Source organism: Agromyces bracchium, from assembly GCF_009709675.1.
GTDB lineage: Bacteria > Actinomycetota > Actinomycetes > Actinomycetales > Microbacteriaceae > Agromyces > Agromyces bracchium.
Window position 1 is genome coordinate 98543 of the sequence record NZ_WMLB01000022.1, and the last position, 21512, is coordinate 120054.

26 protein-coding genes are annotated in these 21512 nt (G+C 72.1%); 15 read left to right on the forward strand and 11 right to left on the reverse strand.

Translation table 11 applies throughout. From position 1 onward, the window contains the following. Nucleotides 1-43: 43 nt before the first annotated feature. The gene (locus GJ743_RS08935; RefSeq protein ID WP_328288985.1) at nt 44-1414 is read left to right on the forward strand and encodes an MFS transporter; all 1371 of its coding nucleotides are present in this window, start codon (nt 44-46) and stop codon (nt 1412-1414) included. Between the two features lie 25 nt (nt 1415-1439). Here GJ743_RS08935 and GJ743_RS08940 read toward each other — a convergent pair whose 3' ends face one another. Both GJ743_RS08940 and GJ743_RS08945 read right to left on the reverse strand, forming a co-directional pair. Continuing rightward, nucleotides 1440-2936, reverse strand: a complete 1497-nt coding sequence (locus tag GJ743_RS08940; protein ID WP_155051546.1) for a DNA recombination protein RmuC — start codon at nt 2934-2936, stop codon at nt 1440-1442. Between the two features lie 107 nt (nt 2937-3043). After that, nucleotides 3044-3661, reverse strand: a complete 618-nt coding sequence (locus tag GJ743_RS08945) for an exonuclease domain-containing protein (RefSeq protein WP_328288986.1) — start codon at nt 3659-3661, stop codon at nt 3044-3046. A 127-nt stretch (nt 3662-3788) separates the two neighbouring features. Between GJ743_RS08945 and GJ743_RS08950 the strand changes: the two genes are divergently transcribed. Further along, the gene (locus GJ743_RS08950; protein ID WP_155051547.1) at nt 3789-4583 is read left to right on the forward strand and encodes a class I SAM-dependent methyltransferase; all 795 of its coding nucleotides are present in this window, start codon (nt 3789-3791) and stop codon (nt 4581-4583) included. Between the two features lie 74 nt (nt 4584-4657). On the opposite strand, the gene GJ743_RS08955 is transcribed toward GJ743_RS08950, so the two are convergent. Beyond that, nucleotides 4658-5950: a DUF7363 domain-containing protein gene (locus GJ743_RS08955; RefSeq protein WP_155051548.1), complete on the reverse strand. Its 1293-nt coding sequence runs from the start codon at nt 5948-5950 to the stop codon at nt 4658-4660. A gap of 176 nt (nt 5951-6126) precedes the next feature. Between GJ743_RS08955 and GJ743_RS08960 the strand changes: the two genes are divergently transcribed. From GJ743_RS08960 to GJ743_RS08970, 3 genes are all read left to right on the forward strand, one after another. Beyond that, entirely contained in the window at nt 6127-7107 is a 981-nt protein-coding gene (locus GJ743_RS08960; RefSeq protein WP_155051549.1) for a DMT family transporter, read from the forward strand. Between the two features lie 11 nt (nt 7108-7118). Next, nucleotides 7119-8192 (forward strand): redox-regulated ATPase YchF, encoded by a 1074-nt coding sequence (ychF, locus tag GJ743_RS08965; RefSeq protein ID WP_328288987.1) that lies wholly within the window; start codon nt 7119-7121, stop codon nt 8190-8192. A 359-nt stretch (nt 8193-8551) separates the two neighbouring features. Continuing rightward, nucleotides 8552-8920, forward strand: coding sequence for a hypothetical protein (locus tag GJ743_RS08970; protein ID WP_155051550.1), 369 nt, complete (start codon nt 8552-8554; stop codon nt 8918-8920). A gap of 50 nt (nt 8921-8970) precedes the next feature. On the opposite strand, the gene GJ743_RS08975 is transcribed toward GJ743_RS08970, so the two are convergent. After that, the gene (locus GJ743_RS08975; protein ID WP_155051551.1) at nt 8971-9225 is read right to left on the reverse strand and encodes a hypothetical protein; all 255 of its coding nucleotides are present in this window, start codon (nt 9223-9225) and stop codon (nt 8971-8973) included. Between the two features lie 139 nt (nt 9226-9364). Continuing rightward, a complete protein-coding gene (locus tag GJ743_RS08980; protein ID WP_155051552.1) occupies nt 9365-9928 on the reverse strand; it encodes an ArsR/SmtB family transcription factor in 564 nt (187 codons plus the stop codon). A gap of 67 nt (nt 9929-9995) precedes the next feature. Here GJ743_RS08980 and GJ743_RS08985 point away from each other — a divergent pair, with 67 nt between their 5' ends. Next, complete coding sequence (locus GJ743_RS08985; RefSeq protein ID WP_155051553.1) at nt 9996-10574, forward strand: dienelactone hydrolase family protein; 579 nt, start codon at nt 9996-9998, stop codon at nt 10572-10574. Nucleotides 10575-10628: 54 nt separating this feature from the next. Here the strand turns inward: GJ743_RS08985 and GJ743_RS08990 are convergent, their stop codons facing one another. Both GJ743_RS08990 and GJ743_RS08995 read right to left on the reverse strand, forming a co-directional pair. Continuing rightward, nucleotides 10629-12233 (reverse strand): outer membrane protein assembly factor BamB family protein, encoded by a 1605-nt coding sequence (locus GJ743_RS08990; RefSeq protein WP_155051554.1) that lies wholly within the window; start codon nt 12231-12233, stop codon nt 10629-10631. A gap of 104 nt (nt 12234-12337) precedes the next feature. Next, the gene (locus tag GJ743_RS08995) at nt 12338-12631 is read right to left on the reverse strand and encodes a putative quinol monooxygenase (protein WP_196216965.1); all 294 of its coding nucleotides are present in this window, start codon (nt 12629-12631) and stop codon (nt 12338-12340) included. Between the two features lie 419 nt (nt 12632-13050). Between GJ743_RS08995 and GJ743_RS09000 the strand changes: the two genes are divergently transcribed. From GJ743_RS09000 to GJ743_RS09010, 3 genes are all read left to right on the forward strand, one after another. Then, nucleotides 13051-13581, forward strand: a complete 531-nt coding sequence (locus GJ743_RS09000) for an RNA polymerase sigma factor (protein WP_155051556.1) — start codon at nt 13051-13053, stop codon at nt 13579-13581. A gap of 76 nt (nt 13582-13657) precedes the next feature. Beyond that, complete coding sequence (locus GJ743_RS09005) at nt 13658-15001, forward strand: hypothetical protein (RefSeq protein ID WP_155051557.1); 1344 nt, start codon at nt 13658-13660, stop codon at nt 14999-15001. A gap of 97 nt (nt 15002-15098) precedes the next feature. Beyond that, nucleotides 15099-15308, forward strand: coding sequence for a dodecin (locus GJ743_RS09010; protein ID WP_155051558.1), 210 nt, complete (start codon nt 15099-15101; stop codon nt 15306-15308). Nucleotides 15309-15355: 47 nt separating this feature from the next. On the opposite strand, the gene GJ743_RS09015 is transcribed toward GJ743_RS09010, so the two are convergent. Beyond that, nucleotides 15356-15949, reverse strand: a complete 594-nt coding sequence (locus GJ743_RS09015) for a 1-acyl-sn-glycerol-3-phosphate acyltransferase (RefSeq protein ID WP_155051559.1) — start codon at nt 15947-15949, stop codon at nt 15356-15358. Nucleotides 15950-16148: 199 nt separating this feature from the next. Here GJ743_RS09015 and GJ743_RS09020 point away from each other — a divergent pair, with 199 nt between their 5' ends. Then, the gene (locus tag GJ743_RS09020) at nt 16149-16901 is read left to right on the forward strand and encodes a hypothetical protein (protein WP_155051561.1); all 753 of its coding nucleotides are present in this window, start codon (nt 16149-16151) and stop codon (nt 16899-16901) included. Nucleotides 16902-16905: 4 nt separating this feature from the next. On the opposite strand, the gene GJ743_RS09025 is transcribed toward GJ743_RS09020, so the two are convergent. Together GJ743_RS09025 and GJ743_RS09030 are read right to left on the reverse strand one after the other, a co-directional pair. Next, nucleotides 16906-17388, reverse strand: a complete 483-nt coding sequence (locus GJ743_RS09025; RefSeq protein WP_155051563.1) for a hypothetical protein — start codon at nt 17386-17388, stop codon at nt 16906-16908. Nucleotides 17389-17518: 130 nt separating this feature from the next. Continuing rightward, on the reverse strand, nt 17519-17761 hold the full coding sequence (locus GJ743_RS09030) for a hypothetical protein (protein WP_328288988.1): 243 nt from the start codon (nt 17759-17761) through the stop codon (nt 17519-17521). Between the two features lie 32 nt (nt 17762-17793). Here GJ743_RS09030 and GJ743_RS09035 point away from each other — a divergent pair, with 32 nt between their 5' ends. The 5 genes from GJ743_RS09035 to GJ743_RS09055 all read left to right on the forward strand — a co-directional run bounded on the left by GJ743_RS09035 (nt 17794) and on the right by GJ743_RS09055 (nt 20756). After that, on the forward strand, nt 17794-18228 hold the full coding sequence (locus GJ743_RS09035) for a MarR family winged helix-turn-helix transcriptional regulator (protein WP_230386665.1): 435 nt from the start codon (nt 17794-17796) through the stop codon (nt 18226-18228). A 216-nt stretch (nt 18229-18444) separates the two neighbouring features. Beyond that, the gene (locus tag GJ743_RS09040; protein WP_446680582.1) at nt 18445-18792 is read left to right on the forward strand and encodes a DUF7882 family protein; all 348 of its coding nucleotides are present in this window, start codon (nt 18445-18447) and stop codon (nt 18790-18792) included. Between the two features lie 45 nt (nt 18793-18837). Then, complete coding sequence (locus tag GJ743_RS09045) at nt 18838-19734, forward strand: Fpg/Nei family DNA glycosylase (protein ID WP_328288989.1); 897 nt, start codon at nt 18838-18840, stop codon at nt 19732-19734. An 81-nt stretch (nt 19735-19815) separates the two neighbouring features. Further along, the gene (locus tag GJ743_RS09050) at nt 19816-20568 is read left to right on the forward strand and encodes an LON peptidase substrate-binding domain-containing protein (RefSeq protein WP_230386666.1); all 753 of its coding nucleotides are present in this window, start codon (nt 19816-19818) and stop codon (nt 20566-20568) included. Next, entirely contained in the window at nt 20565-20756 is a 192-nt protein-coding gene (locus tag GJ743_RS09055; protein ID WP_155051569.1) for a hypothetical protein, read from the forward strand. Before GJ743_RS09050 ends, GJ743_RS09055 begins: the two co-directional genes overlap by 4 nt. Before the next feature lie 13 nt (nt 20757-20769). On the opposite strand, the gene GJ743_RS09060 is transcribed toward GJ743_RS09055, so the two are convergent. After that, complete coding sequence (locus GJ743_RS09060; protein WP_155051571.1) at nt 20770-21357, reverse strand: hypothetical protein; 588 nt, start codon at nt 21355-21357, stop codon at nt 20770-20772. Nucleotides 21358-21512: the final 155 nt, after the last annotated feature.

Consider the following 21512-nt stretch of genomic DNA (forward strand, 5'->3'; position numbering starts at 1 on the left):
GACGGGCCTGTCCGATTCCGGGCGAGTGCCGCAGACTGGTCGGGTGACCTCCGAGACCCGGATGCCGCGCGCACTGCGGCCGTTCTCCTCGGCCCAGTATCGACGGCTCGTGGTCGCCCTCTCCGCGTCGTTGCTCTCGGCGGGGGCGTGGATCGTCGCTGCCGCGTGGCAGGTCATCGAACTCGGCGGAACGCCGATCGACCTGTCGATCGTGGCCGTCGGGGCGAGCCTCGGTCTCGTGCTGGCCGTGCTCGTCGGCGGGGTCGTCGCCGATCGCGTGCCGCAGCGGCGGATCCTCCTCGTCATCGAGACGGCGCGGGCCGTGGTCTTCGCGGTCGCCGGCCTGCTCGCCGCGGCGGGGCTCATCGAGGTGTGGCATCTCGCGGTGCTCTCCTTCGTCCTGGGCGTCGCCGACGGGTTCTTCTACCCGGCGTACTCGGCGTGGCTGCCGGCACTGCTGCCCGCTGAGCAGCTGCTCGCGGCGAACGGCGTCGAGGGCGTGCTGCGACCGGTCGCCCAGAATGCGGCGGGCCCGGCGCTCGCGAGCCTGCTCATCGCGGTGCAGGCGCCGTGGCTCGCGTTCCTCGTCGTCGGCGCGCTGCAGGTGGTCGCGATCGTCGCGCTCGCGGTCATGCGGACCACTCCGCTGCGGCGCGACCTCGAGGAATCGGAGGCGCACCCGCTCCGGCAGATGGCGGTCGACCTCCGCGACGGCTTCGCCTACCTGCTGCGCACGAGGTGGCTCTTCGCTACGCTGGCGTTCTCGATCCTGCTCGTGCTCGTCGTGATCGGCCCGATCGAGGTGCTGATCCCGTTCGCCGTGCGCGACCAGACCGGCGGCGGGGCCGGCGAGTTCGCGCTGGTGCTCGCGTCGTTCGGGATCGGCGGGGCGATCGGGTCGTTGCTGGTGTCGTCGTTCCGGCTCCCGAGACGCTACCTGACCCTCATGATCCTCGCGTGGGGGTTCGGGTGCCTGCCGCTCGCCGTGATCGGCGTGACGCCCTGGCTCTGGGTGATGGTCGTCGCGACGTTCGTCTGCGGCTTCCTGTTCGATGCGGCCCAGGTCGTGTGGGGCACGCTGCTGCAGCGGCGCGTGCCGCCCGCGATGCTCGGACGCGTCTCGAGCCTCGACTTCTTCGTCTCGCTCGCCCTCATGCCGTTGTCGATGGCGATCGCGGGGCCGGTCGGCGAGTGGCTCGGGCTCGCACCCGCCTTCCTCATCGCGGGCGTCGTGCCGCCGATCCTCGCGATCGTGACCCTTGCGACGGCGCGACTCGGACAGGACGAGCTCGCGCACCCGCTCGACGACGGCCAGATGGATGCCATGCAGACGACGGGTGCCGAGGCGGCCGCGGGGTTCGCGCCGCCGGTCGATGAGCGGCACGCACCCCCGGACTCCGAGCAGTCGACCTGACCGCGCGGCGAGCGGTCGCCCGACGTCAGGAGGACGCCGAGCGCCGGATGTGCTCGTCGAGGTCGGCGCCGTCGAAGTCGTCGTCGATCTCGAGCGTGAACCCGTCGGTCGCCTGGGCTTCAGGGTCGGCCGCCTCGGCCCCGCCGCGGGCCTCGTCGGCCGTCGGCGACGCGGCCGCCTCGGCGCCGAGCGGATCGCCCCCGGTGAGTTCGGGCGCCGACAGGCGCCGGGGGGACTCGTGGATCGGCGTCGGCTCCTCGACGAGCGAGAGCTTGGTCTCGTTGATGCCCGGGAACTGGCGCGCGGTCACGAGCACGCGCGACTCGAGCGAGCTGGCGAACTTGTTGTAGCTGTCGACGGTGCGCTCGATGGCCTTGCGCAGCGAGTCGGCGTGGCCGGCGAGCACCCCGATGCGCTGGTATAGCGTGGTGCCGAGGTCGAACAGCTTCTTCGCCTCGTCGGAGACCGCCTGCTGCTGCCACGCGTAGTCGATGGTCTTGAGGACCGCGAAGAGGTTCACGGGCGAGGCGAGCGCGACGCGTCGCTCGAACGCGTAGTTGAGCAGGCCGGCGTCGGCCTCGAGGGCGGCCGAGAGCAGCGACTCGTTCGGGATGAACGCGATCACGAACTCGGGGCTCGCGGCCAGGCCCTCCCAGTAGGTCTTCTTGCCGAGCGCGTCGATGTGCGACCGCATGGCCTTGACGTGCTTCTCGATGAGCGACTTGCGCCGTGCGCCCTCTTCGCCGGTGGCGGTCTCGGGAATGCTCGACGCCTCGAGGTAGTGCTCGAGCGGAACCTTCGAGTCGAGCGGGATGTACTTGCCGCCGGGGAGGTTCACGACCATGTCGGGGCGGCCGCGGCCCTGGTCGGTCGTGACCTGGGTCTGGAGCTCGAAGTCGACGTGCTGGGTGAGGCCGGCGGCCTCGACGACGCGGCGGAGCTGGGTCTCGCCCCAGACGCCGCGCGTGCTGTTGTTGCGCAGCGCGCTCGCGAGGGACTCGGTCGTCGCGCGGAGCTCGGCGTCGGAGAGCTGCGCGCGCTTCAGCTGCTCGGCGATCGAGCCGTACTGCTCGCTGCGCTGCTGCTCGAGCTCGGACACCTTGCGCTGCATCGTCGAGAGCGTCTCGCGCACCGGGCTCAGCGCCTGCAGCACCGCGCTCTCGCGGCGCTCGCGTTCGCTCCGCTCGGCCTGGTCGAGCCGCTGCTGCTCGAGCAGCTCGCGCTGGCGCTGCCCCTGCTGCTCCACCTGCTCGCGCAGGCCCGCGGCGGCCGTCTCGGCGGCGGCGAGCTCGGCGCGGAGCGCCGCCTGCACGGTCTGCTGCTCGGCGAGCAGCCGCGCGCGCTCGGCGTCGGCGGCCGCACGCTGTTCGAGGAGCGCCCGCTCGTGTCGTGCCTCGACGAGCGCCGGGTCTTCGGTGGCGGTCGCCTCGCCCGCGGGGCGACGCTGCGCGACGACGTGCATGACGAGGGCGCCGAGCGTGCCGCCGACGACGAGCCCGATGACGAGGAGGAGGAGGTCCATGTCGGCCAGTGTGGCAGCGGCCCCCGACATCCCTCGGCAGGCCGCCCGGCAGGGCGGCGAGCGGCCCTGCGAGATGCCCGACCGGCAGGCGCGGGAGCAGCAGCGGACTACTGCAGCGCCATCGGCCCGTGCTCAGCGCCCCGTTCGCGCGACGCGACCGCGCCGATCGCCCCGACCCGCACCCGGGTCACGTGCGCGAGTCGTTCGAGGTCGCCCGCCTCGTGCCGCTTCGCGGCGTGCACGACGATCGCCGCGCACGCCTCGGCGTCGGCCAGCGCGTCGTGGTGGGCGAAGTCGTCGAACCCGGCCGCCGCGGCGGCCGAGGTCAGCCGGTACGACTCGAGGTGGTACGTGCGCCGCGCGATCTGCAGGCTGCACACGTAGCGGAAGTCGGGCACCGCGAGGCCGTGGGCCTCGGAGGTCGCCCGGATCACGCCCATGTCGAATCCGGCGTTGTGCGCCACGAGCCAGTCGTCGCCGGCGAACTCGCGGAGGAACGGCAGGTGCACCTCCCACCCGTCAGCACGCTTGACCAGGTCGGGGGTGATGCCGTGGATCCGGATGTTCCAGGGCGAGAAGTCGCCGTGCGGGAACGGCGGGCGGATGTAGCGGTGCTCGCGCTCGACGACGCGGCCGTCGACGACCTTCACCAGCCCGATCGAGCAGGCCGAGGCGGCGGAGGGGTTGGCGGTCTCGAAGTCGATCGCGGTGAAGCTCACTGGCACGCGGGCATCCTCGCACGCGCCGCCGACGCGGCCCGGCGGCGGGATCGGCGCGCCGCGGGCACCGCACCATTGACGCGCGTGCCCGCAGGGCGTGGAATGTCCGGTGGGCGGCATCCGGGGGTGGGCGATGGCTGGCGAGGACGACACGGCGACGAGCGTGCGCGGCGGACTCGTCGCGGATCCGGCCGACCCCGACACGCGCCGCGCGGCGCGATCGTTCGGCGCCGTGGCATCCGTCTACGGATCGGCCCGGCCCGGGTACACGCTCGAGGCCGTCGAATGGCTGGTCGGCGACGCCGGTCGCGTGCTCGACCTCGGCGCGGGCACCGGTCGACTGACCGAGGCGCTCATCGCGCTCGATCGGGACGTGGTCGCCGTCGACCCCGTCGAGGAGATGCTGGACGAGCTCGAGATCAGGGTGCCGGGCGTGCCGCGCATCCTCGGCACCGCCGAGGACCTCCCCGTCGAGGACGCCTCGTTCGACGCGGTCGTCGCGGGCCAGGCGTGGCACTGGTTCCTCCGCGAACGCGCCGTGCCCGAGATCGCGCGCGTGCTCCGCCGCGGCGGCGTGCTCGGCCTCGCCTGGAACCGCCGCGATGCGAGCCCCGATTGGCTCAGGGCCGCGGGCGAGATCATGCACGAGCAGGAGGACCCGTCGGCCTCGTTCGCCTCGACGGTGCGCATCGGGGGCCCGTTCGGTGCGGTCGAATCCCATCGGGTCGAGTGGGTCCAGCGGATGTCGCGCGCGAGGTTCCTCGACCTGGTCCGCTCGCGCAGCCGGTGGATCACCGCGCCGCCCGACGAGCAGCGGACGGTGATCGCCGCCGTCGAGACCCTGCTCGTCACGCACCCGGATGTCGCCGGGGCCGACGAACTCGCGATCCCGTACGTCACGCACTGCTTCCGCGCCGTCCGCGGCTGACCGCCGAGCGGCGCGCGCGACCGTCCGTCGTCCCCGTCGGAATCGGCCGCGGCGAAGGTCCGCGCCCCGGGCGCTCAGGCCGCGAGGGCCCGTGCGTCCGGGTGGCCGTAGACCGCGTACGCGAGCGCGCACGCCTCGCCCGCCGCCCGCGCCGCCTCGCGCGCCAGGCGGGAGGCCCGATCCACCGGCGATCCGTCCGCGAGTTCCGCGGAGAAGGCCGCCAGGAACGTCTCCGAGAGCGCGCTCCGGCCGCCGCTGCCGCCGCATTCGACGACCACGCCGGCTCCGTTGCGCATCGCGTCGGCGGCGCCGCCGTCGGCGGCCCCGCTCCCGCCGGAGCCGAGGGCGACGACGGATGCCGAGGCGATCGTCGTCGCCGGGCGCCGCGCCGAGGCATCCGTCGTCGACAACCGCACGGCAGCCGGCGGCGCCACGTCGTACAGCCAGCGGGTGAGGCCGAACTGGCCGAGGAACGGGTCCGCGTCCGACGGCGCGGTGCCCGGGCGACGCACGACGAGCAGTTCCCACGGCAGTTCGGTCTCGCCGGTGGTCTGGACGACGAACCCGTCGAGGTCGGCTCGGCGGGACCAGAGCAGGTCGCGGGCGCGTCGGTCGAGCACGCGGTCGGCGAAGCGGGCGCCGACCTCGCGGAGCGCCTGCTCGACCGCGCCCGCGCGCTCGGCGACGGGCAGTTCAGCGCCGACGTCCTTGGCTCGGGCGAGCGAGTCGCGCACGTCCTGCACGAGGCGGGACTTGTCGGCGAGCCGGACGCGGAACCGGTGCACCTCGGGCCCGACGCAGAGTGCGACGTGGAGGATCGAGCGACCCCGGGCGTGCTCCTCGTCGACGCGCAGCGTCGGTCGGGAGGCGATCAGCGGGTCCGCGGTGCCGATGCGCACCGACGCCCGTGCCAGGCCGGCCTGGTCGTGGTCGTCGGAGGCGACGACCTCGCTCGTGAGGCGTGCCGTCGCGAGCGGCAGTTCGCCCTCGCCGCGCACCAGCACGGTCACCTCGGCGGGACCACGGTCGACGGCGAGCATCGAGAATCGGATCTCGGCGGGTGCCGTCGCGGAAAGCCGGACCTGGCGACTGCGCCGACCGCCGACGAGGAATCGCAGGCCCCGCGGCACGACCGTCACGGTGACCGGGCGACCGGTGCTGCCGACCTCGCCGCGACCGCTGCCGCCGCTGCCCCCGCCCTCGATGCGAGGCGCCGGCGATTCCGAGGTGGTCGCGGCCGCGGCATCCGCTCGCACCAGCCTGACCGTGAGCGTCGTGGTCGATCCGACCGTCACGATCGGCGTGAGCTCGGCCTGCAGGTGCGCCGCTGCGGCTCCCTCTGCGACGACGCGCCCGTCCTGCGGCATCCGTTCCCCCTTCGACGGCGTGGTCGCCGTACAGAAATCAGGGCACCCGAGTGGGCGCCCGCGGAGCGAGACTACGCAGCGCGTGCCCGGCCCGCCTCAGGGTGTGCACCGAACCTCGCCGGACGGGTCGGGCGCTCCCGGCGTCCGCACAGTCTCGGAAGCCGTAGCATTCCCCGGTGCCACGTCGCCGCGCGTTCGTCCTGCTCTCCCTCGCCAACCTGTTCTGGGCGGGCAACTTCGTGTTCGCAGGCGTCATCGCCGAGCAGGTCGACCCGGTGTCGCTGACGTTCTGGCGGTGGTCGCTCGCGGCCCTTCCGCTGCTCGTCGTGGCGTGGATCGCCGAGCGCCCCGACTGGCGCGCCGCCGCGCGCGAATGGCGCTGGCACCTCGTTCAGTCGGTCTTCGGCCTGACCGGGTACGCGCTGCTGCTCTACGCGGGCATCGGCATGACCGGGTCGGTGACGGCATCCGTCATCAGCGCGATCAACCCGGCGACGATCGCGCTCGCCGCGGCGGTCCTGCTGGGCGAGCGGATGTCGCGGACGCAGGGCCTCGGGATCGTGATCGCGTTCGTCGGGGTCGCCGTGGTGCTCACCGGCGGGGACCCGCTGGCGGCGTTCGCGGAGGGGTTCGGGGTCGGCGACCTGTTCGTGCTCGGCGCCGTCATCGCGTGGACCGTCTACTCGATCATCGCCCGGCGCCTCACGACGCCGCCGATCACGGCGACCGCGCTGCAGGCCGCCTTCGCCACGGTCAGCATGCTTCCGGTGATCGCCGTGACCGGGCTCACCGCGCCATCCGACCTCGGCGGCACGCTCGCCGTCGCCTACATCGTCCTGCTGCCCTCGGTCGCGGGGTACGCGCTCTGGAACGCCGGCTCGGCGAGCGTCGGGCCCGCACGGGCCGGGGTGTTCCTCAACCTGCTGCCGGTGTTCACGGTGGTCATCGCGCTGCTGCTCGGCCGGCCGATCGACCCGGCCGCCATCGTCGGGGGCGCGGTCGTGCTCGTCGGCGTGTACCTGACGGTGCGCGTACCGCGGGCGAAGGTCGCGCCCGCGGAGCCGGCTTCGGGCGACCTCGTCGGCCCCGCGGGTCTCTCTCAGGACGACGACGTCGCCGGCTCGGCGCCGACCGGACCCGTGCCCCTGCCCCGGTAGACTGGTCGCCCGTGGCACTCACCATCGGAATCGTCGGACTCCCGAACGTCGGCAAGTCGACCCTCTTCAACGCCCTCACCAAGAACACGGTGCTCGCGGCGAACTACCCGTTCGCGACGATCGAGCCGAACATCGGCGTGGTGAACCTGCCCGACCCACGACTCGAGACGCTCGCCGGCATCTTCGGCTCCGAGCGCATCCTGCCCGCGGCCGTGTCGTTCGTCGACATCGCGGGCATCGTGAAGGGCGCCTCCGAGGGCGAGGGCCTCGGCAACAAGTTCCTCGCCAACATCCGCGAGGCCGACGCGATCGCGCAGGTCGTGCGCGGCTTCGAGGACTCCGACGTCGTGCACGTCGACGGCAGGGTCGATCCGAAGAACGACATGGAGACGATCAACGCCGAGTTGATCCTCGCCGACCTCGAAACGCTCGAGCGCGCGATCACGCGCTACGAGAAGGAGGTCAAGGGCAAGAAGCTCGACCCGTCGGTGCTCGCCGCAGCGAAGGAGGCGCAGGAGGAGCTGCAGAAGGGCACGCCGCTCTCGGCCTCGAAGGTCGACCTCGCGCCGATCGCCGAGCTCGGCCTGCTCACCGCGAAGCCGTTCATCTACGTCTTCAACGTCGACGAGGCGGTGCTGACGGATGCCGCCCGCAAGGCGGAGCTCGCCGCACTCGTCGCGCCCGCCGAGGCGGTCTTCCTCGACGCCAAGATCGAGTCGGAGCTCATCGACCTCGACCCGGCGGATGCCGCCGAGCTGCTCGCCTCGACCGGCCAGGATGAGTCGGGTCTCGACCAGCTCGCGCGCGTCGGCTTCGACACGCTGGGCCTCCAGACCTACCTCACCGCCGGCCCGAAGGAGTCGCGCGCCTGGACGATCCGCAAAGGCTGGAAGGCCCCGCAGGCGGCCGGCGTGATCCACACCGACTTCGAGAAGGGCTTCATCAAGGCCGAGGTCATCTCGTTCGCCGACCTCGTCGAGACCGGCTCGGTCGCCGAGGCCCGCGCCAAGGGCAAGGCCCGCATGGAGGGCAAGGACTACGTCATGCAGGACGGCGACGTGGTGGAGTTCCGCTTCAACGTGTAGCGCCGCTCGGAAATGAGCTGGAGTCGCAGCCCGAATCGCTCAACGTGGTACGGGGAGCTCGCGGGGACCGTCATCGTCGGTATTCTCCTGCCGGTCATGTTCATCGCGCTGATCGACCTCTGGACGACCGCAGGTGGGAGATGAGCGCAGGGGTGGACCTGGGCGGGCGGTGGGGCGAGGGCACCCTTGGTTCTGCGGTCGCCTCGATCGGCTTCATCGTCGTCGCCTTCATCGTGGCCGAAGTGATGTTGATCCGATCGCTGTGGCGGCGATGGACGGTGAGGGCTCGCTGTCGGCGTCGCCGACGGTGATCGGCGACGTGGTCGAATTCCGTCACAGTCAGGCATCTGGGAGAAACCATGGTCGACGAGGGCGATCGGGGGAGAGCGCTGGCAGTCGCCGTGGCTGAGCGGGTCACCGCGAAGTACCCTGCGACCTCTGTCGAGATTCGCGACGGTGGAGGTTTCCACGGGACAGTCGCGACCTTCACCCCTCGAAACCCCGGCGGCGCCCCGCTGGTGTTGCTCGCCGCATATGACTGGTCCTTCGACATCCACGCTGGGCGGTTCATTCTCTTCGACACGGAGCCGATGGAGGGGAGCGAGCCCGAGCAGGTCGACCTCATCGTGGAGGCGATACTGGAAGTGGCGCGCGAAGGAGTCTCGCGGGGCTTCTTCGACCGCCTCATCTCATTCGGACGAGATCGAGTGGGGCCGTGGAGCAAGTAGTGGACGGGTATGTGGTGGAGTTCCGCTTCAGTTCATAGTGCGCGGAGCACTCAGACCTTCGTGACCCATCGCCAGAGCCACCAACCTACGGCGCCGATCGATACGACGACGAGGATCCAGAAGGCCGCCAGTCCGACGAAGGTCCAGACCGTCGGCTCCGGGTAGACGATCACAGGGCCGAACAGGCCGGCCCATGCCAGCAGGCCGAAGAAGAGGTATATCGCGTACGCCGTGACGAGGAAGAGCGGCAGCGCGATGAGGATCCGCGCTCCTCGAGTGCGCGGGTTCGGCGGCGGTTCCGACATGTGGCCCCCAGCTCGAGGACGCCTTCCAAATGTCGCCCTCCGCGCCGATCCTACTGGTCGGGCTCGCTCGCGGCCGCGAGCGATCGGTCGGAGACGACTGCGCTGCAAGTGGGTGGCCGAGCCCGACGAGCCCGACGACTCACTCTGCCGGCGGCAGCCTCGGGTGGTCCGTGGGGTAGATGCCGATCGCGAATCCGTACGTGGTGTCGCCGGAACGCGGCATCCGGTCGAAGTCATCGACGAGCTCGGCCATCCGTTCCCAGAACTGCGACGCCTGCTCGTCGGTGATCCGCGCATGGCGGATGAATCCCCAGAGTCGACCCTGCTCGAAGGCGTTCGCCGATTCGCGCGCCGCTACCTCGAAGTCGTTGAAGTCGCCCGTCGCCGCGTGGTTCCCCGAGGGCTGCTCGAGCGCGATCGTGAACATCCGAGCCGTGCGCCCGTAGAACCGCTCCTCGATCGCGCGGACCTTCCGCGTGCGCACCACCCGGAGCAGGCCGTTCCTGGCCAGCACGTCGACGTGGTGCGCGACCGTGCTCTTGGGGCGGTCGACGGCGGTCGCGAGCTCGGTGACCGTGGCGGCCCGCTCGTGGAGGAGTTGCAGGATCGTGGTGCGGAGCGGATGGCCGATGGCCTGCACCTGGGCCGGCCGGGTCAGCACGATCCGATCCGCCAGCTCGTAGTCAGGGGGGTTGTCCGCCATGGTCGATCAGACTAGCATCACGGAATGTTCGAGAATAGTCGATCAATGAGTCGGGGAGACCGCTGACATGGCCGAAGTACTGCTGTTCCACCACATCCAGGGCCTGACGGACGGGGTGCGCTCCGTCGCCGACGAGCTGCGACGGGTCGGGCATGTCGTACACACGCCCGACCTGTTCGACGGCCGCACCTTCGACAGCCTCGAGGAGGGATCCGCGTTCGTGCGAGACACGGGCTTCGACGCCCTCTGGGAGCTCGGCAGCGCCGCGGCCGACGAACTCGGCGATGGGCTCGTCTACGCCGGGTTCTCGTTCGGCGTCATGATCGCCCAAGGGCTCGCGCAGACGCGGCCGGGCGCCCGAGGCGCCCTGCTGCTCTACTCCTGCATCCCCGTCTCCGAGTTCGGGGAGGCGTGGCCGGAGGGCGTGCCGGTGCAGATCCACGGCAAGGAGGGCGACGAGTTCTTCCTGGAGGACCTGCCTGCGGCGCGCGAGCTCGTCGCCTCGACGGCCGACGCGGAACTCTTCCTCTACCCGGGCGACCAGCACCTCTTCGCCGACGCCTCGCTCGATGCCTACGACCCCGAGGCATCCGCTCTGCTCATGTCGCGCGTGCGGGCGTTCCTCGCCGGTCCGGCCGTGCGCTGACGCCCCGACGATCCCTCCCGCCGGTGATCGCGCCGACGGGAGGTGGTTCGACCGTCAGTCGAGGCCGAACGCGTACAGCTTGTCGTTGGGCATACCGAGGCCGAGGTAGTCGTACCCGGATCCCCAGTACACGGTCCCGTTCGAGATCGCTGCGCCCGAGATGCAGGACCCGCCGCTCGCGAACGCCCAGAGCACCTCGCCGGTCGTCGCGTTCAACGCGTACATGTGGCCCTGCGGGTCGAGTGCGCACCCGAACACGACGCCGTTCGCGGTGGTCACCGGTCCGGCGGTCGATCCGCCGTACGTCGGCCTGGTCTGCCAGCGGATCTGGCCGGTCCGGGCATCGAGCGCGCTCCACACGCCGTCCGTCGAGTCGAGGTACGGGAGCTGGTTGCTGTTGGCGTTCGCGGTGTAGACCTGCGACCCGTCGGTGGCCGATCCCCACTCCAGGCCGCCGAACGTGCCGCCGGGACCCGCCTCGGTCGTCCACAGGATGGCGCCCGTCGCGGGATCGAGTGCCCAGAACTTCCCGCTCTCCTGGCCGACGCCGAGGGTCTCCACGCCCTTGTTCCGGTCGGACTTCGCTGTGAAGAGCATCGGCGCCTGCCCGAAGTCGTGACCCGGGCCGTGCGGCTCGGGGCAGTTGACGCCGTCCCCGAGACCGGGGATGCACGCGAAGTTCCACGCGTCGAACGGCAGCGTCCGAGTGACCCACTTGATCGCTCCGGTCCGGAGGTCGAGGGCGACGATGGAGTCGAACAGGTCGTCGGCCGGGATGCACGCGCGTTGGGCGTTCGGGTCATCGCCCGCCGCCTCCACGCAGGAGAGCACGTCGTCCGGCAGGTCGGAATTGCTGCCAGTCGCGATGTAGACCGACTTGCGCTTGGTGTCGATCGCCGGCGAGCTTCCCGACACGGCCGCCCCCGGGTAGCCCACGTCCGCCATGTAGGTCGTCCAGAGGATCGCACCGGTCGCGAGGTCGAGCGCGACGAGGCTCCCGCGGAAGCTGCAGCAGGGATAGTCGGGAATCACGGCGGCGTAGTACGGCTCGATCGAGTCGGTGCCGACGTACACGACACCGTCGAACACCGTCGCCGATTGCGTGATCATCGCCGTGGGGTGATCCTCGACCTGCGTGCTCCACAGCAGTTCGCCGGTCGCCTTGTCGACCGCGACCACCTCGCCGCCGCCGCCGCCGAACGGACCCTGGTTCCCGAAGACCAGGGCGGTGTCGGTCACCGCCGGTGTCGCGATGGCCGTGTCGCCCAGAACGCCGGTGTACGAGCTGATCTTCGCGGACCACACCTGCTGGCCCGTCGCGCGATCGACGGCGAACAGGTTGCCGGCTCCGTCGGGGACGTACACCCGCGTCGCGTCGACGGCGGGCGTCGCCGCGACGTTGCCTCCGGTGGTGAACACCCACTTGACGGAGAGCCCGCCGACGTTCGCGGCCGAGATCTTCTTCTCGGATGCCGCGTACCGCGTGTTCTCGCGGTCGCCTCCGGCCACGGGCCATCCGTTGCCCGGGCTGCCTCCCGGCTTGCCTCCCGAGTTGCCTCCCGGGGCCGCGAGCGCGGCGCCACCGCCGATCAGGAGGGCGATGATCGCTCCTCCGGCGACGCCCGCCCGGACGGCATTCCGCCATGTCGTGCGCATCATCGCACCCCTCTCTCACCGTCTGAACGGGTCACGAGTGGAACTGCGGCACACGCTACGACTGCCCTTGCGCGGCGGACAGGCCCCGTACGGGGGCCGTCACGCCGTCACTCGAGCGGGCTGACGACGGTCACGCGGAACGGCTCGGCCATGAGCTCTGCCAGCGGTCCGAAGGCGTTCGTGGCCATCGCGTCCTCCAGGTGCTCCATGCGGGCCTCGACCGAGTCCCAGTCGGCGATCTCCACGAGCAGGTCGGGGTCGTCGAGCACCTCGTAGCGGGTGCTGCCGAGGAACCCGCGTCGCCCCCGCCCGCGCGTGGCGACGAGGTCGTCGAGCAGGCGCCTGAGCTCGTCCCGCCTGCCGGGCTGGGCCTTCATCTCGATGATCACCTTGATGGCCATGTCACACCACTTCCTCGTGCTGGAGATCGGCGCGGACGGAGGCGCCGCCCAGAGGCTACGCCGGTCGCGCGCCGTCCGGCAGTCCCCGATCCGCCGCATCGTTCGCAGCCTCGCCGCCGGAAGTCGGAGGTCGCGGGAACTCGGCACGAATCAACATGAGCAAACGTCAGGAATCTCTTGCGTCCCGGGCTGAGCGGCGTATGATCGTGTTCACCACCGGAGGACGCTCCGGCATAGAAAGGCCCCGACGAGTCGACAGACGCCGAGGCCTTTCAGGCTGTCCGGGGTGTTTCGGCAGCGGAAGCCGTGTTCACCCGGTTCCGCGTCGCGTGCAAGACTCGCCTCAGTCGCGACACAAGCATGGCGTGAGGATCGCCAGCACCGACGCCGCAGACGCCGACACGACCCGGGGGGTGGCGATGCCCGATGCAGCCGAACCGCCCGCGACGCCGACGCACGGAGACGACCTCGCCTGGTTCACCGACGTCGTGCACGAGCACTCGCGCGCACTCGTGAAGTACTTCGCGCGGCGCGGCCCGAGGCAGGATGCCGAGGACCTCGCGGCCGACGTGTTCGCGACCGCGTGGCGGCGCCGCGACGACGTGCCGCGCGAGGCGGTGCTGCCGTGGCTGTACCGCACTGCCGGGTTCACGCTCGCCAACCACCGGCGAAAGCTCGTCGACCTCCCCGTCGAGCACGTTCCCGACGCGGGAACCTCGCGTGTCGACGAGGACCCGGAGCTCAGCGCGCTGTTCGACGCCGAACTGCGTGGGGCGCTCCTGAGCATCGGCGAACGCGATCGGCACATCATCCTGCTCCACGCGTGGGAGGGCCTCGACGGCGAGTCGCTCGCCGAGGTGCTCGGCATCTCGCGATCGGGGGCGGATGCCGCGCTCTCGCGTGCCCGCAAGCGCCTCCGCGAGGCGTGGGGCGAGCGCACGTCGTTCTGAACCGTGCAAGGTTCCGCCGACGCGGGACACATGCAGGGTGAGAGAGTCCGGCAGGAACACGAACGAGGTGGGCGACATGGACGAGCGCGAGGAACGCCGCGATCCGATCGACGAGCTGCGGGCGGCCGATCCCGCGGAGGGCGTCGAGCCGCGCGCCGGCTTCGCCGACGAGGTCGTCGCGCGCGTCGCGGACGAGAGCGCGGTCGCGGCATCGCAGGCGAGTGCGATCAAGACGACGGATGCCGCGGCATCCGCCCGCCCGCCGGTCGCCGACCTCACGGCCGAACGCACCCGCCGGCGCCCGCGCTGGCTCCCGGTCGCCGCCGTCGCGGCGTCGCTCGCCGTCGTCGGCGCAGTCGGCTACGGCGTCGGCGCCGCCACCGGAACGACGACGAATCTCGCGGATGCCGCCGCCCCGCCGATCTCGCTGCAGCGTCAGGCCGGCGCGGGGACGACCGAAGCCGGGCCCGTCGCGCCCGGTGCGGCGGCCGACTCGCGGTTCACCGGCGCCGGCGCCGCCGACCTGTCGTACCCGTACGGCTTCGGGCGCAACGCGTTCCACGCGAGCGGGCTGTCGACGGAGGGCGGCACGGCCGCCGCGTACGCGTTCGACGCGCCCGCGGCATCCGACACGGCCACCATCGCGGCGCTCGCCGCCGCGCTCGGCGTCGAGGGGGAGCCCGTGCTCGCCGACGGGGCCTGGACGGTCGGCCCGTCGGACGGTTCGGCGCCGACGCTGTGGGTGTCGCTCGACGGCACGATGAGCTTCTCGTACACCGATCCCGGACTCGACCCCTGGGTCTGCGAGGACGGCGCGGACGTGTGCGAGCCGTCAGGCGAGATCCCGAGCGAGCAGGTCGCGATCGACGCGCTCCGGCAGCTGCTCGCCGACGCGGGGCGCGACGCGGGCGCCTACGAGTTCTCCTCGGAGACCTGGGAGGGGGCGGTCACCCGCACGGCGACCGCGTGGCCGGTCGTCGACGGCCAGCGCGTCGACACCGGCTGGTCCGTCGAGGTCACGAACGACGGCCTGTACAGCGCCTACGGCGCGCTCGCCGAGCTCGTGCCGCTCGGCGACTACCCGGTGGTGAGCGAACAGGAGGCGTTCGAGCGGCTCTCCGACCCGCGCTTCGGCGCGCAGATGACGATCATGCCGTTCGCGGTCCGCGAGCAGGCGAGCGACGAGATCGCCGAATGGGTGCCGCCGACCGAGCTGCCCGCGGTGCCCTCGCCGGGCACGGCCCTCTCATGGCCGGTGAACGACGTCGACATCGTCGAGGCGCGCCTCGGGCTCGCGAGCCAGTGGCAGCCCGACGGCAGCGTGCTCGTGGTCCCGGCGTACGAGTTCACCGATGCCGCGGGCGGCGCGTGGTCGGTGATCGCCGTCGCCGACGAACAGCTCGACTTCTCGATGGAGTAGGCGCCGCTCGGCCGGTCGCCCGAGCCCTGTCGGCGCCGGGGCGATCGGGCTATGGTCGAGGCAACCCGCGACGGTGCGGGAGGGGGAGCCGAAGCACATGAGCGATCACGTCTACCGCGTCACCGAGATCGTCGGGAGTTCGCCCGACGGCACCGACACCGCGATCCGCAACGCCATCGCACGAGCGACCGCCACGCTGCGTCACGTCGACTGGTTCGAGGTCGTGTCGACCCGCGGCGTCGTCGAGGGCGGCGGCGTGGCGCACTTCCAGGTCACCCTGAAGGTCGGGTTCCGGCTCGAGGAGTAGGCGCGTCGAGCGCCGGGCGCCGTCGCGTCGCGACGGGTGGTGCGGCTTCAGGCGAGACCGGCGGTCGCGTCGTCGATCGGCTCGTTCCGCAGTCGGGGCTCGGTCCGAAGCTCGGGCCGCACCCCGGCCTTGTCGGCGTAGAACGCGCGGATCCGGTCCATGTCGGAGGCAACGTTCCCGGTGAGCTCGAACGTCGGGCCGAGGCCCGTCGTCATGGTCGTGCGGTCGACGAACCCCAGGGTGACGGGCATGCCGGTCTCGCGCGCGATGCGGTAGAAGCCCGACTTCCAGTACGCGTTCGAGCCGCGAGTGCCGTCGGGCGTCACGACCAGGCCGAACACCTCGCCGGCGCGGATGCGGTCGACGACCTCGCCGACGACCCGGCTCGGGTCGTCGCGGTCGACGGGGATGCCGCCGAGCCCGCGCATGATCGGACCGCGCCAGCCGCGGAACAGGCTCTTCTTGCCGAGCCAGCGCACGTCGATGCCGTAGTGCCAGGCGATCGCGAGCATGAGGACGAAGTCCCAGTTCGACGTGTGCGGGGCGCCGATGAGCACGGAGGGTCGGCCCGGAGCGGCCTCGCCCGCGAGGGACCACCTGCTGAGGGCCCAGTAGACGCGGGAGACGAGTCGTCGGAGCATCCGGCAACCCTATTCGGGCGTGCATGCGCCGATCGGCATGCGTTCGCCGGCGAGGCGCGGCGTCGCGGTCACGTTATCGCGCACCGGTCGGCCACGGCCAGCATTCGCGCGGGTCCGCCGGCATCTCGATCGCATTCCGGATGCGCGGGTCGGGACGCAGGCGGATGCCGGTCGGCCGCGTCCTGCCTATGATCGCGCTGTGGACCCGAACGCCGCACGCACGATCCTCTCGATCCCCGCCGACCAACCGCTCTCCCTCGAGGCGGTCGACGCCGCGTACCAGCGCGAGCTCTGGCTGCGGCATCCGTCGCGGTACCCCGACGCCGACGGTCGTCGCGCCGCCGAGGCGTGGCGCGACGCGCTCGGTCGTGCGCGCGCGGTGCTCGTGGCGGAGCTCGCCGCGTCGGCCGGATCGACGACGGCGGATGCAGGCACCCCGAACCCGACGCGCCGTGGACTCTCCGGCGGCGCGATCGCCGGGATCGTGGCCGGCGGGGTCGTGCTCGTCGCACTGCTCGTCGCCGGCGGCATCGGCCTGTTCGGGCTCGTGCGCGACGTCGCGTCGACGGCGATCGCGGAGTCGAGCGAGCCGTCGGGCCCCGATACCGACGGAGCGGACGTCGACGTCGAGCGGTACGAGTCGTACGAGACCGGCTACGAGTTCCCGGCGGCGCTCGAGGCGTACTGGGACGGCCGCTACGACGCCGACTGCTCGATCGGGTTCGTCGAGGGATGCTGGCAGATGGCGCTCTTCACCGAGTCGGACTGCGGCGAGCTCGAGGTGACCATCGTCTTCAACGACGACGCCGACTCGTGGGTCGCGGAGGAGACGGAGACCCGACTGGTCTCCGGAGTGCGCGCGGACCAGGCCGTGCCGGTCGTCTTCGGCAACGACGACCGGGAGTTCGGCTGGATCGATCAGGTGCGCTGCACCGACGGCGCCGACACCTGACCGATCAGCGAGTTCCCGCAGGCGGGGGAAGGTGGCGCCGGTCCCGCTCGGACGCGATCCAGTCCCGCTGCCGCTCGGTGCGGGCGTAGCCGAGCCCGAGGCCGACGGCGACGAGGGCGGCACCGACCACGTAGGTCGCCCAGAACCAGGGCTGGAATCCCGGGGCCAGCAGGACGTACACGGCCCCGATGAGGACGACGGCGATGCCCGACGCCTCGGCGATGAGTGAGGCGAGGCGCAGGCCGGGATGGCGCGGCGCCGATGCCCGGAGGGCGTAGGCCGAGGCGTGGTCGTCGCGGACCTGCTCGACGAGGTCGCGTTCCGGCGACGGCGACATGCCCGCGAGGACCGCGGTCAGCTGCTCGGCGCGGCGGAGGTCGTCCCGGCCGGCGCCGATCCGCGTCGAGACCACCGCGCCGACGATCGTGAGCACGGCGACGACGATGGGGATGACCGCGGTGCCGACGGCCGTGGCGCCGGTCTCCATCGACTCCAGCATCATGCGCCTCCGCCCCGCCGTCGCGCTTCATGGTAGTCCCCGAGCGGGGAGCGGGGAGCGGGGAGCGGGGAGCGGGGAGCAGGGAGCGCGGAGCGTCAGCGCGCCGGCCGTCGCCGCATCAGGCCGCCGGCTCGGGGCAGTGGAGGTGCGTCGGCGTCGTGGCATCCCCGCGATCGATGCGGTGCTCGGCCATCAGCGCTCCGCACAGCGGGCAGGTCGGGTCGGCCGGCGGCACGTAGGGCGCCTCGGGGCGGCCGATCCCCACCTGCGCGGGCCCCGCCACGGGATAGAGGAACTGGTTGACCCGCGACCAGAACCCGGGGACGCCCTTCCACGGGTTCGGCAGTTTCTGTTCGTGCACGAATGATTAGTGTACAGACTATTCTGGAGGTCATGACCGATCCGCTCGAGCTCGACCGACAGCTCTGCTTCGCGCTCGCGGCGACGAGCCGCGAGGTCGTGCGGCTCTACCGGCCGTCCCTCGAGCCGCTCGGGCTCACGCATCCGCAGTACCTCGTCATGCTCGCGCTCTGGGAGCAGAGCCCGCTGCGGCTGCGCGAGATCGCCGATCGCCTCCACCTCGAGCCCGCGACTGCGAGTCCGCTCATCGGCCGGCTCGAGGCGCTCGGGCTCCTCACGCGGCGGCGCAGCACCGCCGACGAGCGAGCCGTCGACATCGCGCTCACCACCGACGGCGAGGCCCTGCGGGAACGTGCGCTCGCGGTGCCCGGCGAGGTCGTCGAGCGCCTCGGCTACCCCGTCGAGCGACTCGAACGCCTGCGCGACGAGCTCACGGCGCTCCTCGACGCCGCGCACCGCGTCGGCTGACACGATCGCCGCCGCAGCATGGGCCGATGGTCCGTGTCAAGTCCCTCCCGCGATCCGGGATCAGTCCGTACAACTGACTGCGCGGGTCCCCGAAGCCCGCGACAGGCCGTCGGTCACCGCGCGGAGTTCGACCACGCGGGCGTCCCGGGACCCCCGGGCGATCGACGGCCTGACCCGTTCCATCGCCATGCCCGGAAGGACCCTCGCCCGTTGGGAATGCTCCACGTCGGCCGCATCACGCGGATCGACCTCCCCGACGCCGTGCTCGCCCACGTGCACGCCGTCCTCATCGCCAAGCTCCGAGTCCACGAGCCGGTGCTCGTCGGATGGATCTCGCCCGACGGGCGACGAGACGAAGTGCTCGTGCACCCGTCGATGTCGCTCGTCGTGCGCTACGACGCCGACGACGCCGTCGGCCTCGACCGCGCATGGCTCGAACGACTCATGCGCTCGGCGAACGGCGTCGGCGGGCTGCAGCTGACGCCGGACATGATCGACGCGATGCGAGCCCTGGGAGCCGCCGGCGCCGGCGCGCCGGCCGGTGCGGTCGAGCCCGCGAGCTGAGGTGCGACCATCGCGGATGTCGGCCGCGGATGCGACCATGGACGCGTGCCCGAGATGCCCGAGGTCGAGGCGCTCGCCGGGTTCCTCGCCGAGCGCACGGTCGGGCACGCGATCGCGTCGGCCCGCGTCGCGGCGATCGCCGCGCTGAAGACCTTCGATCCGCCGCTGCACGCGATCGAGGGGCGCCCGATCGTCGCGGTCGGGCGGCACGGCAAGTTCCTCGACGTCGAGTTGGGTGGGGCGGATCCCTCCGCCGAGGCCTCGACCGACGGGTCGTTGCACCTCGTCTTCCATCTCGCCCGCGCCGGGTGGCTGCGCTGGTACGACGAGCTTCCGGCGACGGTCCTCCGCCCGGGGCGTTCGCCGATCGCGCTGCGCGTCCGGCTCGACGACGGCGCGGGCTTCGACCTCACCGAGGCCGGCACGAAGAAGTCGCTCGCGGTGTACGTGGTGCGAGACCCGGCCGAGGTGCCCGGCGTCGCGCGCCTCGGTCCCGACCCGATGGCCGACGACTTCACGCTCGAGCGGTTCGCCGAGATCCTCGGCGGGCGTCGCACGCGGATCAAGGGGCTGCTCCGCGACCAGTCCGTCCTCGCAGGGATCGGCAACGCCTACTCCGACGAGATCCTCCACGCCGCGAAGATGTCGCCCTACAAGATCGCGGCGACGCTCGACGCGGCCGAGGTCGAGCGACTCTTCGCCGCGATGCGCGGCACGCTCGGCGAGGCGCTGGCCGAGGCATCCGGCAAGCCCGCCGCAGAGCTCAAGGACGCCAAGCGGCGCCACCTGCGCGTGCACGGGCGCACCGGGCAGGCGTGCCCGGTGTGCGGCGACACGATCCGCCAGGTCGAGTTCCACGACTCGACCTTCCAGTACTGCCCGACCTGCCAGACCGGCGGCACCCCGCTCGCCGATCGCGTGCTCTCCCGGCTCGTGAAGTAGCTCCTCCGAGCGGGCTGTGGGGATGCCGCGAGGCACCTGTGGTCGCTGCCGCGCGTCGCCCGGGCGTGCTTGCATGCTGCCATGGGCTCGTTCGCGATGTTCCCGCTGGGCAGCGTGCTCTTCCCGCACATGCCGCTCGCCCTGCGCGTGTTCGAGCCGAGGTACCTGGTGATGATGTCCCGGGTCCTCGACGAACAGCCGTGCGAGTTCGGCGTGGTGCTGATCGAGAGCGGTCGCGAGGCGGCGGGCGCCGAGTCGCAGCGACGGTTCGGCGTCGGCACCGTCGCACGGGTCACCGAGCTCGGCGCGACCGACGGCGACCTCGCGGTCATCGCCCGGGGCGGGCGACGCATCGAGGTCGTCGAGTGGTTGCCCGACGACCCGCACCCCGCCGCCGTCGTCCGGGACCTGCCCGAACTCGAGTGGGATGAGCGCCTGCGCCCGCTGCTCGAGAAGGCCGAACTCGTCGTGCGCCGCACCATCGCGCGGGCGAGCGAGTTCGTCGAACTGCCCTGGGACGCCGACGCGGCGCTGAGCGACGACCCCGCCGTGGCGGCATGGCAGCTCGCCGGGATCGCGCCGCTCACGCCGCTCGACCAGGTGCGGCTGCTCGCATCGACGAGCCTGCGCTCGCTGCTCACCGAGCTGGTCGAACTCACGCTCGGTGCGGGTGAGGTCCTCACCACGTCCTGGGCGTCGGTCGACGACCTGGATGCCGAGATCGCCGAGGCGCTCGACCGCCCGGACGACGATCGAGCCGGACCCGGCGACGATCCGCGCGACGATCCCGGCGACGGCGAACCGTCCTCCGGGACCGAGGGGAGCGACCCATGACCGACCGCTGGAACCGCATCCGCTGCCCGAACTGCGGCGAGACCTCCGCCGCGCTCGTGACGGTGGTGCCGACGATGGGCGACGCGGGTCTCGCGGTGACCGACTACCGATGCCCGAGCGGATGCCGCCTCGACGAGCTGCACGCTGAGATCGACGAGGCGCTCGGCATCCGGCACGTCTTCGGCTGATCGCCCGGTCGGCTCAGGCCTCGCGAGCGTGTCGGGGCGCGTGCTCGTCGGTGTCGACCCGGTCGTCGTCGCCGGTGGCGGTCCGCGCCGGAGCGGCCGGGGCCGTCTCGACGCGCTCGGTTCCGTCGGCGGGAACGGCGTCGGTGCGCCGTCCGTCGGGGATCGCGTCACCCTCGGCGGCCGTCGGCGATGCCTCGGCTGCGGCCGGAGCCGTCGCCGGTGCTGCGTCCGCGGGGGTCGCATCCGGGTCGATCTCCATCGCGCGTCGCTCCTGCTTCGCCTGCGCGTCGCGCAGCTCGGCGGCCTGGTCGCGGTGCTCGCGGCTCGACTCGGCCAGTCGCTCGGCCTCGAGCCGCGCGTTGGCGGCGTCGGCCTCGGCGGCGCGGGCCGCGGCATCCGCCTGCATCGCCTTCGCCTCGCGCTCGCGCGCCTCGCGATCGGTCTGCGCGGCCTGCTCGCGTATCTCCGCCGCGTGGGCGCGCTGGGCCTCGGCGCGGGCCTCGCGCCGTCGGCCCGCGGTCGCCACGAGCACGATCGCCGCGACCACGACCAGGAGGGCGATGACGCCCACGACGATCCAGATGGTGGTGCTGGTGTCCACGTTCGCACGTCCCTTCGTCAACTGTGGTCACTCAACCCCACGTCGCGGACCCGCGAACAGGGGTTGCAGATGAGGGCGCGGTGTGGTTCGCGCGACCGGTGGATGCAGAATTCGCCGATCGCTCACGTTCGCTTATGCTGGCAGCACCCTTCCCC